Origin of the sequence: Acidithiobacillus sp. (genome assembly GCF_049965315.1) — a bacterium.
Taxonomy (GTDB): domain Bacteria; phylum Pseudomonadota; class Gammaproteobacteria; order Acidithiobacillales; family Acidithiobacillaceae; genus Acidithiobacillus_B.
This window is the reverse complement of the sequence record NZ_JBMFWL010000006.1, coordinates 46,471-60,390: the sequence shown is the minus strand read 5'-3', so window position 1 is coordinate 60,390 and position 13,920 is coordinate 46,471. Positions and strand designations below refer to the sequence as shown.

The following is a 13,920-nucleotide window of genomic DNA, read 5'->3' as shown; positions in this document are numbered from 1 at the left end:
CCTGAACGCCGTTACCGGGCCGGAACGGCCCCGGTTGAATCCGGTGTCGGACCCGAGGCCGTTAGAGAAATGCAGGGAGGAGGTCCGGCGGACCGAACTCCGGACGGGCGTGCTCGGCAAGATCGGAGAGAAGCAGGAAGTCGTCGTATTCAAAGGCCGGGCCGAGGGGACGAGCGGCCCGCCACCAAGCCGCCGGGGCCACATGGAGGGGCATGTCGCGCAGAGGATTCAGCACTTCGGCTATGCCTCACTGCGCTGCATGACCGAACAGAGGACGCAAGGCATAAAAAGCCACGTATAAGCCGCCACCAAAATATAGGCAGAAGAAAAACCAGAAGCCGACAGGCTGGTCTTCACGGTAGACGCCCGCGCCTTGCTTGAAACCGTTCCGACCATTCGGCAGCCACCCACGGAAAACCCCCTGCACCGCGACCGCGACGAGACCAACACCCAGGATGAGAAGAAACCATTCTTTGAGTTGCGGCATGGCTATCTCTGGTGATCCACCATGATGGAGAAAACTAACGTAAAGCTAACCGACGCTGCGCGGCTTTATCGCGCAGCGTCGGTGTTGATGGATGGGTTGGGCATCGATGTTCGAAGTGACACGGCGTACTATTTCCGCTGCGCCCAGTAGCCAGGGCGCCGCCTGTGATGTGCCACGGCGAGAATTCGAAGCTCCTCTGCGGTAACCTGATAAATGATGCTATATGGGAATTGACGGAAGATATATCGCCGGCGAGTGCTACGAAACACGGCACCGAGCAGAGGGTTGTCCAAAACGAGATTGGCCGTTCGCTCAAACTCAGCCACAAACGCGAGACCAAGCTCGACATTCGCCTTCAGCGTATAAAACGCTGCCGCGTCGTGCAATTCGGCGAGCGCCGGTGGAGTAACGACGAGCTTCACTTCAATGCTGCACGAACCTGAGCCAGAACGTCAGTAATCGGAATGACTTGTACCGCCCCACTTTCGATGTCAGCAATTCTGCGCTCGGTTTCGGCGGCCCATGCTTCCTCAATCTCGGTATCTTCGTCGAGACTGGCAAGCAATAACTGGGCGAAAGCTGCGCGTTCACTAGCAGTTAGTTTCAGGGCTTCAGCTTCGAGCAATTCGAGTTGATTTCCCATGGTTAATGCCTCCGTAAAGATAATCAGAATTGTACCGCGAGTTTGGTGCCGAGTGTTGGGGAGATGCCCAACGAGGCGCGAGTTGTGCGCCACCCGCGTGAGGCCGTAGGGCACGAAGTGCGCGGAGGCTCACGCGGGCGAAGCCGCGTAGCGGTGTCCGCTCGAACGAGGGGTTCGTGGGCGCTGTGCGCCCGCCGCCCCGATGTTCGCACCACTCGCGCCTCGTTCGCGGGCGCACAGCGCCCGCGAACATAAATTGGATCGCACCACCCTAGCACACGATAGACGGCTAACGCAACGCAGGACAGCGCCAACATGCTGTATTTGCAACGCAACCACACTTACTTAAAAATTTAGGACAGCCTAATATTCTCCGGATGAAAAGTGGCCAGCCAGCCCCCATCCCCCCGCCCAAACTCCTGGACCAGATGCGTGCCCGGATCAGGGCGTTGCACTACAGCATCCGCACCGAAGAGGCCTATACGGACTGGGCGCGGCGCTTCATTCTCTTCCACCACAAGCGGCATCCCAAAGGGATGGGGGCCGCAGAGATCGAGGCATTCCTCAGCTATCTGGCGGTGGAGCGCAAGGTGTCGTCCTCCACGCAAAATCAGGCCAGGGCGGCGTTGCTTCTCCTTTATAAGCAGGTGCTCGATGTAGGCCTCCTGCCCTGGCTGGACGACATCACCAGCGCCAAGCCTTCGCAACACTTGCCTACGGTGCTGACCCCCAGCGAAGCGCGGGCGTTGCTGCATGAACTCTCCGGGACCATGTGGCTGGTGGCCAGCCTGCTTTATGGAACCGGCATGCGCTTGTTGGAGGGCTTGCGGCTTCGGGTAAAAGACGTGGAGTTCGAGCGTCGGGAAATCATCATTCGGGATGGCAAGGGCGGCAAAGACCGGGTGACGGTATTGCCGGAGAACATTCTGCTGCCCCTTAAAAAACAAATGGAGAAAGCCGGCTGCTGCATGACGGCGATTTGGAGGCCGGGCTGGGGGAAGGTGTATCTGCCGGATGCGCTGGCGATCAAATATCCATCCAGTGCGCGTGCCTGGGGTTGGCAGTATGTCTTTCCGTCACCCGCTCTAAGCCGCGATCCGCGCACGGGGGCGCAACGGCGACACCATATTTATGAGGCTTCCGTACAGCGCGCCATCCGGACGGCAGCGAGTCGCGCAGAGATCGTCAAGCCGGCGACGCCCCATGTGCTGCACCATTCCTTTGCGACACACCTGCTGCCGGCGGGCTACGATATCCGGACGGTTCAGGAGCTGCTGGGGCACCAGGATGTCTCCACGACGATGATTTACACCCACGTGCTCAACAAAGGCGGACGCGGCGTCATCAGCCCGCTGGATATGTAAACTCACCGCCTCCAGAGGGCGGCGGCGCGGTCCGTGTCTTCCTGAATTTGCGAAAGGGTGAGCATGGGAAAGGCGCCGGCCAGTTCGCCGGGGGCGAGGCGAAAGGCGGGATTCCGGGGGCCGCGGCCGGCGTAGGGGCCGCACCAGGTTTCATAGAAGAGCAGACCGCCGGGCCGCAGGGCGGCGGCGAGAAAAGGGAACAGTGGCCGGTGCAGAAAGTGGGCGACGACGATGACGTCGAAGGATTCCGGGGCGGGGGGCTGGGCGATGACGTCCCGGCATTCGGCCTGCAGGGGGAGGCCGGTGGCTGTCCGGGCGAGTCCGGCGACGGCGCTTGCGGCGTAGTCCCAGGCGGCGGTCCGCAGACCGCGGCGGGCGAGGAAGAGGGCGTTGCCGCCCCGGCCGCAGGCGAGATCGAGGGCGCGCCCGCCGGCGGGGAGTTCCTGGGCGTGGGCGATGAGGAAGGGGAGCGCTTCCGGTGCCGTCGGCGCGGCCTCGGCGTAACAGGCTTCCCAATGGGCGTGGCGGTCGTCAGTCATGGGGTCCGCTCTGCAGGCAGCTACCCATTGTCGCGTTGGTGGCGGGTGAGCAGGCGGGTCGCGGCTGTGGGCCGCTCCTACGGGTGGTGCTCACCTCAGCGCTCGTTGCGGATGCGCGGCAGGAGTTCGTTGAGGTTGCAGGGGCGGTGGCGGTTGTCCAACTGCGGCACGATGATGGACTCCATGCCCAGGCGAACGCCCCCGGTGGAGCCCGGCAGCAGGAAGACCAGGGTGCCATCGCAGAGGGCCGCCTCGGCGCGGGACTGGATGGTGCTGGTGCCGATCTCCTGGTAGGAGAGCATGCGGAACAGTTCGCCGAAGCCGGGGATGGATTTGCTGACCAAGGGGGCGAGGGCTTCCGGGGTGACATCGCGGCCGGTGACGCCGGTGCCGCCGGTGGCGATGATGACGTCGATGGCGGCGTCGGCGATCCAGTCCTGCAACTGCGCCCGCAGGCCCGGCACCGCATCGGGCAGGATCCGCCGCGCCGCGATGCGATGACCGGCGGCCTGAGCCAGTTCGGCGATCTTGTCGCCGGACTTGTCGGTTTCCGGCTGGCGCGTGTCGGAGACGGTGAGAATGGCGATACCGAGGGGGTGGAAGGACTTTTCCGTGCCCGCTGCGTTGCTGGTCTGCATTTTTCCACCCCTTTACAGTGCCTGATCTGAATCAGTATAAAGACTGCGGTCCCAGCCGCCAAATGTGGAGTCTCCCGGCATGAAGCTCGCGTCCTCCTTGGCCTTTCCCATGCCCAATCGTCAAGACCTCATCGCCATCCCGCTGGTATTGGCGGTCTTTTTCCTCATCGCCCACATTTCCCGCGGCATGGCGGTCCCCTTTCATCTGGGGGAAAGCATCGCCATCTCCAGCAGCCCCTGGGAATTGCCGGAATACGCCCTGGACACGGTTTCGCGGATGCTGGCGGCCGTCGTCTGCTCCCTCGCTTTCACCCTGGTTTATGCGACTCTGGCGGCGAAGAACCGCTATGCGGAGAAGATCCTCATTCCGCTGCTGGATATCCTGCAGTCGGTGCCCATCCTCGGTTATCTGTCCATCACCGTGACGGGCTTCATGGCCCTCTTCCCGGGCAGCCTCATCGGCGTGCAACTGGCGGTGATCTTCGCGGTCTTTACCTCGCAGGTCTGGAACATGACCTTTGCCCTGTATCAGGGCTTGACCACCCTCCCCAAGGAGCTGGACGAGGCGGCGCGGCTCTATCGCCTCAACGCCTGGCAGCGCTTTTGGAAGCTGGAATTGCCTTTTTCCGTGCCCGGGCTCTTGTGGAACACCATGATGTCCATGTCCGGCGGCTGGTTTTTCGTGGTGGCCGCCGAGGCCATCACCGTCGCCGGCCAGACGGTGGCCGTGCCCGGCATCGGCTCCTATATCGCCCTGGCTATTCGGAACAAGGACCTCGGCGCCATCTTCTGGGCCATCGCCACCATGGTCGTGGTGATCTTTCTCTACGACTTTCTGCTCTTCCGGCCCATCGTCGCCTGGGCCGACAAGTTCAAGTTCGAAACGAGCGGCGACCTGCAAAAGCCCCAGTCCGCCGTCCTGGATTTCTTCCATCGCACCCACCTGGTGCGCCTCGTCGTCCTCCTTCCCCGGGCCCTGTGGGAGGCCAGCGTGCGCCTGCTCCCGCCCGCATCCGGGCCGGCGCGGCAGCGTCCAAGCGCGGGTCAAAAGGCTTGGCGGGACGGTCTGTTTTACGGGGTGCTGGCGATCCTCCTCGTGGCCGCCCTGTGGCAACTCGGCCTCGTCATCCCCCGCTTTTTTTCCGGAGCGGAAATCGGCCATGTCTTTTATCTCGGCGCCGTGACCGCCCTGCGGGTCTTTGTCCTGGTCCTGCTCTCTGCCCTCATCTGGGTGCCCATCGGCATCAAGATCGGCCTCAATCCGCGCCTGACGGCCCGGGTGCAGGGCCTCGCCCAGTTTCTGGCCGCCTTCCCGGCCAATCTGCTCTTTCCCCTGGTGGTGGTGCTCATCCTGACCTTTCATCTGAACGTGAACGTCTGGGTAAGCCCCCTGATGATCCTGGGCAGTCAGTGGTACATCCTCTTCAATGTCGTCGGCGCGACGACGGCCTTGCCCGGGGATCTCAAGGAGGCGGCGCGCAGCTTCGGTCTGCGCGGCTGGTTGCTGTGGAAGCGCCTGCTGCTGCCGGGCATCTTTCCCGGTTTCGTCACCGGTGCCATCACCGCCAGCGGCGGTGCCTGGAATGCCAGCATCGTCGCCGAGGTGGTGAGCTGGGGCAGCCATACCCTGGTGGCGACGGGTCTGGGCGCCTATATCACCCTGGCCACCGGCTCCGGGCAGATGGAAAAGGTGGCCTTGGGGATCGGCGTGATGTCCCTCTACGTGATCACTGTCAACCGCTTCTTCTGGCGGCGCCTGTATCGGGCGGCGGAAAGGCGCTTTCGTCTGGACTGAGGAGAAAGCATGAGCAACGCGACCACGCCCTTGTTTCAACTGGAACAGGTGCGCAAGACCTTCAAGAACGCCGATGGCGGGGACCTGCTCATCCTGGACGACGTGCGGATGGAACTGCGGGACGGGGAGATCCTGGTCATTGTCGGCCGCTCCGGATCGGGCAAATCCACCCTCCTGCGCATCCTCGCCGGGCTGATGCCGGCCAACGGCGGGGCGGTGCTGTATCAGGGAAAAGCGGTGAACGGCCCGGTGGCGGGCCTGGCCATGGTCTTCCAGAGCTTCGCCCTCTTCCCCTGGCTGACGGTGCTGCAGAATGTGGAGCTGGGCCTGGAGGCCCTGCGCGTGCCGCGCAAGGAGCGGCAGGAGCGGGCCTTGCGGGCCATTGATCTGATCGGCCTGGACGGCTTCGAGTCGGCCTACCCCCGGGAGCTCTCGGGGGGCATGCGCCAGCGCGTGGGCTTCGCCCGGGCCTTGGTCATCGATCCCCGGGTCCTCCTCATGGACGAGCCCTTCTCCGCCCTGGATGTCTTGACCGCGGAAACCCTCCGTACCGACCTCCTGGATCTGTGGGCCGAGCGCAAAACTGCCCTGCGCGGCATCCTCCTGGTCTCCCACAACATTGAGGAAGCGGTCCTGATGGCCGATCGCATCCTGATCTTCGGCAGCAATCCGGGACGGATACGGGCGGAGATCCCGGTCACCCTGCCCCAGCCGCGGGATCGGGAGTCGCAGGATTTCCGCAACCTGGTGGAACAGGTCTATGCCATCATGACCGCCCGGCCCATCAGCAAGACCGATGGCAAGAAGGAGCCGGTGGGTTTGGGCTACCGACTGCCACATACCTCCATCAACCGCATGGCCGGCCTGCTGGAGGCCCTGGCCACCCTGGAAAAACATGACGGGGCCTTGCGGGTAAACCTCTCGGAACTGGCCGACGATACCCAGTTTTCCGTGGATGATCTCTTTCCCCTGGTGGAGGCCCTGGAGATCCTGGGCTTCGCCGAATCCGACGCGGGAGAGATCAGCCTCACGCCGGCGGGGCGGCTTTTCGCCGAAGGGAACGTGCAGGAGCGCAAGCGTCTCTTTGCCCGCCATCTCATGGAGCGGGTGCCCCTGGCCGCGCATATTCGCGCTATCCTCGACGAGCGCCCCAGCCACCGCGCCCCTGCCGACCGTTTCCTCCGGGAGCTGGAAGACCAGCTCAGCGATGATGAGGCCCAGACCGTGCTGGATACCATCATCTACTGGGGGCGCTATGCGGAGATCTTTGCCTACGAAGACAACGCCGCCGTCTTTACCCTGGAGGACCCGGGTCATTGATGCTAACAGGCAGGTACCCGGCTCATCCCCGTCCTCCTCCAACGGCCCTCGCCCCCACGGGTATGCACACCGCCGGGAATTGGACTCCTGATCGTTGTTTCCTGTGAAAACAGCCGCCGGGGCCGGATGGCTACCGGCCCGGCAAGAAACCCCGCCGGCTAGCGCTCGTCCTCGTCCTCCTCGCCGGCGCGGCGCTCGCCTTTGAGGGCGATGCCCAGGTTCTTGAGCTTGCGGTAGAGGTGCGTGCGTTCCAGCCCCACCACTTCGGCGGTGCGCGCGATGTTCCAGTCGTTGCGCGCCAGGTGATATTCCAGAAAGGCCCGCTCAAAGCGCTCCCGGGCGCGTTTCAGCGTACCGCCAAAGTCTTCCCCTTCCAGATTGCCGGCCAGGGCCAAACGGTTATCCAGGCCCAGGGCCCCTTCCACCTCGGCGGCGCTGATCTCCGGCCCCTCGGCCAGGATCAACAGGCGCTCTACCAGATTCTGCAATTCGCGGACGTTGCCGGGCCAGGGATAGTGGCGCAGGACATCGAGGGTCTCGTCCGTGAACTGGCGGGGGGCGAGGCCGTCGCGCTGGCCGTAAAAGGCCATGAATTCCTCGATGAGGACGGGGATGTCGGCACTGCGGGCGGACAGCGGCGGCACCCGCAAGGGGATGGCGCTGAGGCGATAGTAGAGATCCTGGCGGAAACGGCCGGCCTGCACCTCCTGGGCCAGATCATGGGTACTGCCGGCGATGACCCGCACATCCACGGCAACGGGGGTTACGCCCCCCACGCGGATGATCCGCCGCTCCTGGAGGGCGGAAAAAAGGCGCGCCTGGGTTTCCAGATCCATGTCGGCGATCTCGTCGATGAAGAGCGTGCCGCTGTGGGCCACCTCCAGGCGGCCGCGGGTGACGCGCCCTTCCCGCTCATTGCCGAAGAGCTCGATGGCGACATTGGGCCGGGCGATGGCAGCGGCGCGCAGATCGATGAAAGGACCCGCCGCGCGCTGACTATGGCTGTGCAGGTAACGGGCCGCCACCTCTTTGCCGGTGCCCGCCTCGCCCAGCAACAAGACCCAGGAATCCACGGCCGCGACCCGCAGGAGTTGCTCGCGAAACTGGCTAATGGCCGGACTCTGGCCGCTGGGCGCCATGACCAGGCCCGCCTGACTGCGCAAGGCGCGGTTCTCCCGCTGCAGGCGGCTGGCCTCCAGGGCATGGCCGACGGTGAGCAGGGTCTTGTCCAGGGACAGGGGCTTCTCGATGAAGTCATAGGCCCCCAGCTTGGTCGCCTGCACCGCCGTTTCGACAGTGCCATGGCCGGACATCATGACCACCGGCTGCTGCAGCCCTGCGGCGGCCCAGCGGCGCAGCAGGCTGACGCCATCCTCCCCGGGCAGCCAGATATCCAGGAGGACCAGATCGACGGAGGCCTGCCGCAGGAAGGCATCGGCCGCTTCCGCGCTGCCTGCGGTGCTGACCACATAGCCCTCGTCCTCCAGGATCCCCGCCAGGGACTCGCAAATGTCCGGTTCATCGTCCACAACCAGTATGTTCAAACCCAGCGTTGCTTCCATGGTACCCCCTAGGCTGCGCCATCGGTCAGCGGAAAATGGATGAGGATGCGTGCCCCGCCCTGCACTCCCTCATTGTCGGCCGTAATCGTCCCGCCATGTTCTTCGACAATGCGCCGCACGATGGCCAGCCCCAAACCGGAACCCTTGACCTTGCTGGTGACGTAAGGTTCAAAAACCCGCTTCAGGAGCTCGGGAGGAAAACCGGGGCCATTATCCATAACGCTTAATTCTAGCAGCTTTGGCTCAGCGTCGCCTGTCATGCGGCTGCGCAGAATGACGATCCCCCGCCCATCCCCGAACCCCTGCAAGGCGTCCAGGGCGTTGCGCAGGAGGTTGTTGAGGATCTGCCGCAGGCGGTTGACATCGGCCAGCAGCGGCGGCAGATCGGCCGCCAGTTCGGCACGGATCTCCACGCCCGTATCCTGGCCGCGATAAAGATCCACGGCCTCGGCAATGACGGTATTGAGGTCCACCGGCCGCAACTGGAGCTGGGGCTGACGCGCGTATTCGGAAAAGGCGTCCACCATCACCTTGAGGGCGTCCACTTGGTGAATGATGGTGCGCGTTGCCCGATCGAGGGTTTCGCCCTCGGGCCCCAGGCGCTCCAGATATTTGCGCCGCAGGCGTTCGGCGGAGAGCTGGATGGGGGTGAGGGGGTTCTTGATTTCATGGGCCAGGCGCCGGGCCACCTCGCTCCAGGCGGCGCTGCGCTGGGCGGCCACCAGGGTGCTGACATCGTCAAAGACGAGCACGAAGCCGCCCCCCTCGCCATCCTCCCCATGCAAGCGGGCGCCATGCAGGATCAGCGATTGGCGGCCCTCGGCGCGCTCCAGGGCAATCTCCCGCTGCATCTCCCCCCGCGGATGAAGAATCCACTCCCCCAGCGTCTCCCAGAATGGGGCGAGGAGGGGCCCGTCGCGCAGGGCATCCAGGTCCGTGCCCGTAGGCAGTGGCGTCTGCAGGATCTGCGCGGCGGCGCCGTTGGCCTCCAGCAAACAGCCCTGCCCATCAAAGGTGAGGATCCCGCTGGAGAGCTGATTCACCAGGGTCTCCAGGTAGAGGCGGCGCTGCTCCGCCTGCTCCCGGGCGGCGGCCGCCTGTTGTTTGGCGCGGGCCAACTGGCGGGTCATGTTGTTGAAGGAGTGGAGCAGGACGCCCATTTCATCATTGCTAGGCACCGATAGCACGGGTACGAACTCCCCCCGCGCCACCGCCTGGGTGCCGGCGGCCAGGCGCGCAATGGGGGCCGTAAGGCGGCGGGCCAGATGCAGGCCCATCCAGATGGCCGCCAGCACCGTGAGCAGCAGGGCCACCCCGAGGCTTAGCTGGAAGGCCGTTTTCATGGGCTCCCGCATGAGCAGGAGCTGATGGTAGCGGGTGTAGGCCACCTGTACCGCATCGGCGGCGCTGGTGAGCTGCTGGGGAATGGGCTGTTCCACATAGAGGATGCGGTTGCCCTGACCCAGTTGCGGGCTCAGCACGGGAACCAGTGCCTTGACCACCAGGCGCCCGCCGCTTTCCGGCTCAATGATGGCCGCCGGCCGCCCTCCCGCCATGCTGAGGAGCTCCCGGCGCGGTAGGCGCGGCGTGATGCTCAGGCTCTCGCTGCTGGTGGCGATGATGCGATTGTCGCTGCCGAAAAGGGTCACGCTGGCCAGATGGTATTGGTCGCGCAGTTGAATCACGGTGGTCACGCTGTTGTTGTCGCTCTCCCCCACCAGGGCCTGGGAGATGTTTTCCGCTGCCGCGAGGGTATTGTTGCGATAGCGGTCGACACCCGTTCGCGCCACATCCAGGGCCTGATCCAGCGCGCTCTGGACGGCGCTGCTGAACCAGGAGTCCACCCCCTGATCCAGGTACTGCCAGGAAAAGGCGAAGATAATGGCCGCCGGCGTAAAGCTGAGCAAGCCGATGATGAGCACCAGCCGCGCGGCGAGCTGGCTGCCCACTTCACCGTGGCGCAGGCGCATCCACAAGGCGCCCAGGGAAGCGAGCACCAAGATGAGCAAAAACAGGGCCGTGACTGCGGACGCCAGGAGCAGCGGCACAAAATAGGTGCTTAACGGCCCTCCCGTACTGGCAAAAAAGTCCACCGCCAGAAAGGCGGCCACCGCCAGCAACAGGAGGATGGCGCTGCGTCGTGGCGCCAGGCGCGAGGCATCCCGGATCTCGCCGGCGCTCAGGGCGCGCAGCCAGCGCCTCAGGGTAAAACGGCGCTGCTGGTCCATTCCGACTCCAGTTTCCAGTGGCCCAGCAGGGCGCGCAAACGCAAGGGGAGGGGGAGGGCATCCACATCGACGTAGACCCGCAGCGCGACCGCCCCCCGCGGCGCCCCATGGGGAACGGGCAAACGCAAGTCACGCACCTCGCTCAAGACCGCAATGAGCTCCGACCAATGGGCAAAAAGCTGGGGCTCCCGCCCATTGTCCAGGAGGGCATACTGATTGGTAAGGGGATAATAATGCAGCCGCCAGACCCGCTGGACACGGGAGCGCACCCCCACCCCGGGAAGGAAGGCGAAAGGCGCCGGCTCCCGCCATTCCGCCTCCGCGACCCAGTGCAGGGTCACTCCCTGGTCCAGGATCTCCTTGAGGAGCGCGAGCTTGCCAAGGACGACCTGGGCAGAGACGGACATGGTCTCCCCCTGGGGCTTCACCTGCAGTTGTTCCACGTGAAACGTATCCCCGGCCCAGGCCATAGTCGGCCGCGCCACGAGGCAAACGAGAAGGATGCCCAGCAGCACGGACCAGCGCCATGGCCCAAGGCGCCGCGTTAAACTCGCAGCCCAGCCGACCGTGGGCACCTTGCCGTCGTTAAGACAATGGCCGATATTCATGGGCGCTTTTCCAGCAGGGCGTAATAAAACCCATCCATATCGCCGGCCCCGGGCAGGCGTTGCCCGGTCAGCGGGTGTTCCTGCCGCCGGGCATCCTCGTGGCGGTCGAGAAAGCCGGCGATCTGTTGCGCGTTTTCCTCCGGCAAGACCGAACAGGTGGCATAAAGCAGGCGCCCGCCAACCTTCAAGCAGGGCCAGAGGGCCTCCAGCAGGCGCCGCTGCTGCTCCACCGCCTGTTCCACATCCGCCGGCTGACGGCGTAAGCGGATGTCGGGATGGCGACGGATGACGCCGATCCCGGTGCAGGGGGCATCCAGCAGGATGGCATCAAAAGGCCGCCCATCCCACCAGCGCCGGGGCTCCGCCGCGTCCGCTGCACGCAGGTCTGCGCCGTGGAGATCCAGCCGTTGCAAGGTCTCCGTCACGCGCCGCAGACGCACGGCGGAACGATCCAGGGCGAGCAGATGGTCTGCTCCCGCTTCCAGCAGGTGCGCCGTTTTCCCCCCGGGGGCCGCGCAGGCATCGAGGATCCGCTCCCCCGGCCGGGGCGCCAGGATCAACGCGGCCTGCTGCGCAGCCCCATCCTGCACCGACACCCAACCCTCCCGCCAGCCCGGCAGTTCCGTCACGGGCACGCTGCCGCGCAGCAGGAGGGCACCGGCATCCCAGTCCACCGACTCGGCCTGCAGACCGCGGGCGGCAAGGGCCTCCTGATAGGCCGCCACCGTGATGCGCCGGCGGTTGATCCGCAGCCAGAGAGGAGCCTCGGCATTATTGGCGGCGGCAATCTCCGGCCACTGCTGGGGATAGGCGACGCGCAGGCGTTTGGCCAGCCATGCCGGATGCCCAAGATCCACGTCATCCGCCCGCAGCCTGTCCTCCAAAGTCTCCCTTTCCCGCAAGTAGCGGCGCAAAACCGCATTCATCAACCCCCGCGCCCAAGCCTTGCGGATGGCCGCCGTCATCTCCACCCAGTCGTTGACCACGGCAAAGGCCGGGCGCTGGCCGTGGCGCAACTCAAAGAGGGCGAGATGCAAAAGGGCCTGTACGTCCGCATCCCGGCTTCGCCAGGGTTTCTGCAGGAGCGGGGTGGACAGCCGCTCCAGCAACAAGACCTCGCGCAAGGCGCCAAAGGCCAGCCACTGGGTAATGGCGCGATCGCCGCCGGCCAGGTCCAGTTCGGCCATGGCATCATCCAGGGTTTGTCCGGCCGCTACGGCAAGCAAGACCTGAATCGCTGCGAGGCGGACCCTGTCACCCTTGACGTTCGTCAACCCAGTCGCTCGCCCGGAAGCACGCGATAACCACGCAAAAAGTCTCCGCCGCTCATGGCCGCCTTTCCCGCCGGCTGCACCCGCAGGAGCCGGAGCGTGCCGTTGCCGCAGGCCACCCCCACCCCATCCGCGGAAAGATCCACCACCGCACCGGCCGGGGCGGGCGCCGTCCAGGCGTCGGCCCTTGCCTGCCAGATCCGCAAGCCTTTGCCGCGAAAGAGCGTGTGCGCCACCGGGGCCGGGTTGAAGGCGCGCACGAGCCGCTCCAGCTCCGCCGCCGGCCGCTGCCAATCCACGGTCGCCTCCTCCTTACGCAATTTGCGCGCATAGCTGGCCCGTTCGTGATCCTGGGCCATGGGCCGCAGGGCGCCCGTCCAGAGCCGGTCCAGGACCTGGCGCAGGGCTTCGGCACCCAGGATGGCGAGCCGGTCATGGAGCGTTGCGGCGTTGTCATCGGGATAAATGGGGGTGCGCGAGGTCCAGAGTACCGGCCCCGAGTCGAGCCCCGCCTCCATTTGCATGATGCTCACCCCCGTCTGCTCGTCACCGGCGGCAATGGCGCGGGCAATGGGTGCCGCCCCGCGCCAGGCTGGCAAGAGGCTGGCATGGACATTGATCGCCCCCCAGCGCGGGATATCCAGCACCGCCTGGGGCAGGATCTGGCCATAGGCCACCACCACCAGGAGGTCCGGAGACATGGCGCGCAACGCCTCCTGCGCCGCCGGGTCCTTGAGGGTATGGGGTTGCCAGACCGGCACCCCCGCCGCCTCCGCCAGTTGCTTGACGGGACTCTGCTGCAGGCTACGGCCCCTTCCGGCAGGGCGATCAGGCTGGGTCAGCACCCCGATGACCTGCTCCGGGCCCTGCAGGAGGCTCTCCAGGATGGTTTTGGCAAAGTCCGGCGTGCCGGCAAAAACGATCCGCCGCCCTTCACTCGCCATAACGGGCCCGCTTGCTCAGCTTACGGCGAATCATGTTCTGCTTGAGCCGGGAGAGGTGGTCCACAAAGATGGTGCCGTTGAGATGATCGATCTCATGCTGCAGGCACACCGCCAGCAGACCGTCCGCCTCCAGTTCCACCGTGCTCCCCTGCAGGGTCTGAGCGCGTACCGTTACCCGCTCGGCACGGCGCACGGTTTCCAGCACGCCGGGGACCGAGAGACAGCCTTCCTTCATCTCCTCTTCGCCGCTGGATGCCAGGATCTCCGGGTTGATCAGGGTCATCAGTTCGTTGCGGTTCTCCGAGACATCCACCACAATAAGCCGCCGCGCAGCGGCCACCTGGGGCGCCGCCAGGCCGATGCCGGGGGCATCGTACATGGTCTCGGCCATATCGTCGGCCAAGCGCCGCAGATCTTTATCCACATGGACAACGGGCTGGGCTAGAAGCGTCAATTGGGGATCGGGAAATTCAACAATCTTGAGTAATGCCATAGCGCTCTCACATACACAAAATCAGGTT

15 protein-coding genes are annotated in these 13,920 nt (G+C 65.0%); 3 read left to right on the top strand and 12 right to left on the bottom strand.

The features are described 5' to 3' along the window. Positions 1 to 61: 61 nt before the first annotated feature. From ACP5MM_RS03090 to ACP5MM_RS03075, 4 genes are all read right to left on the bottom strand, one after another. Positions 62 to 235, bottom strand: coding sequence for a hypothetical protein (locus ACP5MM_RS03090; RefSeq protein WP_427934098.1), 174 nt, complete (start codon positions 233 to 235; stop codon positions 62 to 64). A gap of 12 nt (positions 236 to 247) precedes the next feature. Further along, the gene (locus ACP5MM_RS03085) at positions 248 to 487 is read right to left on the bottom strand and encodes a hypothetical protein (RefSeq protein WP_427931063.1); all 240 of its coding nucleotides are present in this window, start codon (positions 485 to 487) and stop codon (positions 248 to 250) included. Positions 488 to 615: 128 nt separating this feature from the next. Beyond that, entirely contained in the window at positions 616 to 909 is a 294-nt protein-coding gene (locus ACP5MM_RS03080; RefSeq protein WP_427934097.1) for a type II toxin-antitoxin system RelE/ParE family toxin, read from the bottom strand. Then, entirely contained in the window at positions 906 to 1,130 is a 225-nt protein-coding gene (locus ACP5MM_RS03075) for an addiction module protein (RefSeq protein ID WP_427931065.1), read from the bottom strand. Before ACP5MM_RS03075 ends, ACP5MM_RS03080 begins: the two co-directional genes overlap by 4 nt. Positions 1,131 to 1,507: 377 nt before the next feature. On the opposite strand from ACP5MM_RS03075, the gene ACP5MM_RS03070 reads away from it, so the two are divergent. Then, positions 1,508 to 2,494: an integron integrase gene (locus ACP5MM_RS03070; RefSeq protein ID WP_427934096.1), complete on the top strand. Its 987-nt coding sequence runs from the start codon at positions 1,508 to 1,510 to the stop codon at positions 2,492 to 2,494. A 2-nt stretch (positions 2,495 to 2,496) separates the two neighbouring features. On the opposite strand, the gene ACP5MM_RS03065 is transcribed toward ACP5MM_RS03070, so the two are convergent. Both ACP5MM_RS03065 and moaB read right to left on the bottom strand, forming a co-directional pair. Further along, a complete protein-coding gene (locus tag ACP5MM_RS03065; protein ID WP_427934095.1) occupies positions 2,497 to 3,033 on the bottom strand; it encodes a class I SAM-dependent methyltransferase in 537 nt (178 codons plus the stop codon). A gap of 95 nt (positions 3,034 to 3,128) precedes the next feature. Beyond that, positions 3,129 to 3,671, bottom strand: a complete 543-nt coding sequence (gene moaB / locus ACP5MM_RS03060) for a molybdenum cofactor biosynthesis protein B (protein WP_427931068.1) — start codon at positions 3,669 to 3,671, stop codon at positions 3,129 to 3,131. A 79-nt stretch (positions 3,672 to 3,750) separates the two neighbouring features. Between moaB and ACP5MM_RS03055 the strand changes: the two genes are divergently transcribed. Together ACP5MM_RS03055 and ACP5MM_RS03050 are read left to right on the top strand one after the other, a co-directional pair. After that, positions 3,751 to 5,466 carry an ABC transporter permease gene (locus ACP5MM_RS03055; RefSeq protein ID WP_427934094.1) on the top strand — a complete coding sequence of 572 codons (1,716 nt, stop codon included), beginning with the start codon at positions 3,751 to 3,753 and terminating at the stop codon, positions 5,464 to 5,466. A 9-nt stretch (positions 5,467 to 5,475) separates the two neighbouring features. Next, a complete protein-coding gene (locus ACP5MM_RS03050; protein ID WP_427931071.1) occupies positions 5,476 to 6,786 on the top strand; it encodes an AAA-associated domain-containing protein in 1,311 nt (436 codons plus the stop codon). 158 nt (positions 6,787 to 6,944) lie between these two features. Here ACP5MM_RS03050 and ACP5MM_RS03045 read toward each other — a convergent pair whose 3' ends face one another. From ACP5MM_RS03045 to def, 6 genes are read right to left on the bottom strand one after another with little or no spacing between them, the layout of a single operon-like run. Beyond that, on the bottom strand, positions 6,945 to 8,330 hold the full coding sequence (locus ACP5MM_RS03045) for a sigma-54-dependent transcriptional regulator (RefSeq protein WP_427931073.1): 1,386 nt from the start codon (positions 8,328 to 8,330) through the stop codon (positions 6,945 to 6,947). Positions 8,331 to 8,356: 26 nt separating this feature from the next. Next, positions 8,357 to 10,576, bottom strand: coding sequence for an ATP-binding protein (locus tag ACP5MM_RS03040; protein ID WP_427931075.1), 2,220 nt, complete (start codon positions 10,574 to 10,576; stop codon positions 8,357 to 8,359). Beyond that, positions 10,549 to 11,184 carry a DUF4390 domain-containing protein gene (locus tag ACP5MM_RS03035; RefSeq protein WP_427931077.1) on the bottom strand — a complete coding sequence of 212 codons (636 nt, stop codon included), beginning with the start codon at positions 11,182 to 11,184 and terminating at the stop codon, positions 10,549 to 10,551. The genes ACP5MM_RS03040 and ACP5MM_RS03035 overlap by 28 nt, the downstream gene beginning before the upstream one ends. Beyond that, positions 11,181 to 12,458, bottom strand: a complete 1,278-nt coding sequence (gene rsmB / locus ACP5MM_RS03030; RefSeq protein WP_427931079.1) for a 16S rRNA (cytosine(967)-C(5))-methyltransferase RsmB — start codon at positions 12,456 to 12,458, stop codon at positions 11,181 to 11,183. Before rsmB ends, ACP5MM_RS03035 begins: the two co-directional genes overlap by 4 nt. Continuing rightward, entirely contained in the window at positions 12,455 to 13,399 is a 945-nt protein-coding gene (fmt, locus tag ACP5MM_RS03025) for a methionyl-tRNA formyltransferase (protein WP_427934093.1), read from the bottom strand. Before fmt ends, rsmB begins: the two co-directional genes overlap by 4 nt. Further along, positions 13,389 to 13,892 (bottom strand): peptide deformylase, encoded by a 504-nt coding sequence (gene def, locus ACP5MM_RS03020; protein ID WP_427931083.1) that lies wholly within the window; start codon positions 13,890 to 13,892, stop codon positions 13,389 to 13,391. Before def ends, fmt begins: the two co-directional genes overlap by 11 nt. Between the last annotated feature and the right edge of the window lie 28 nt (positions 13,893 to 13,920).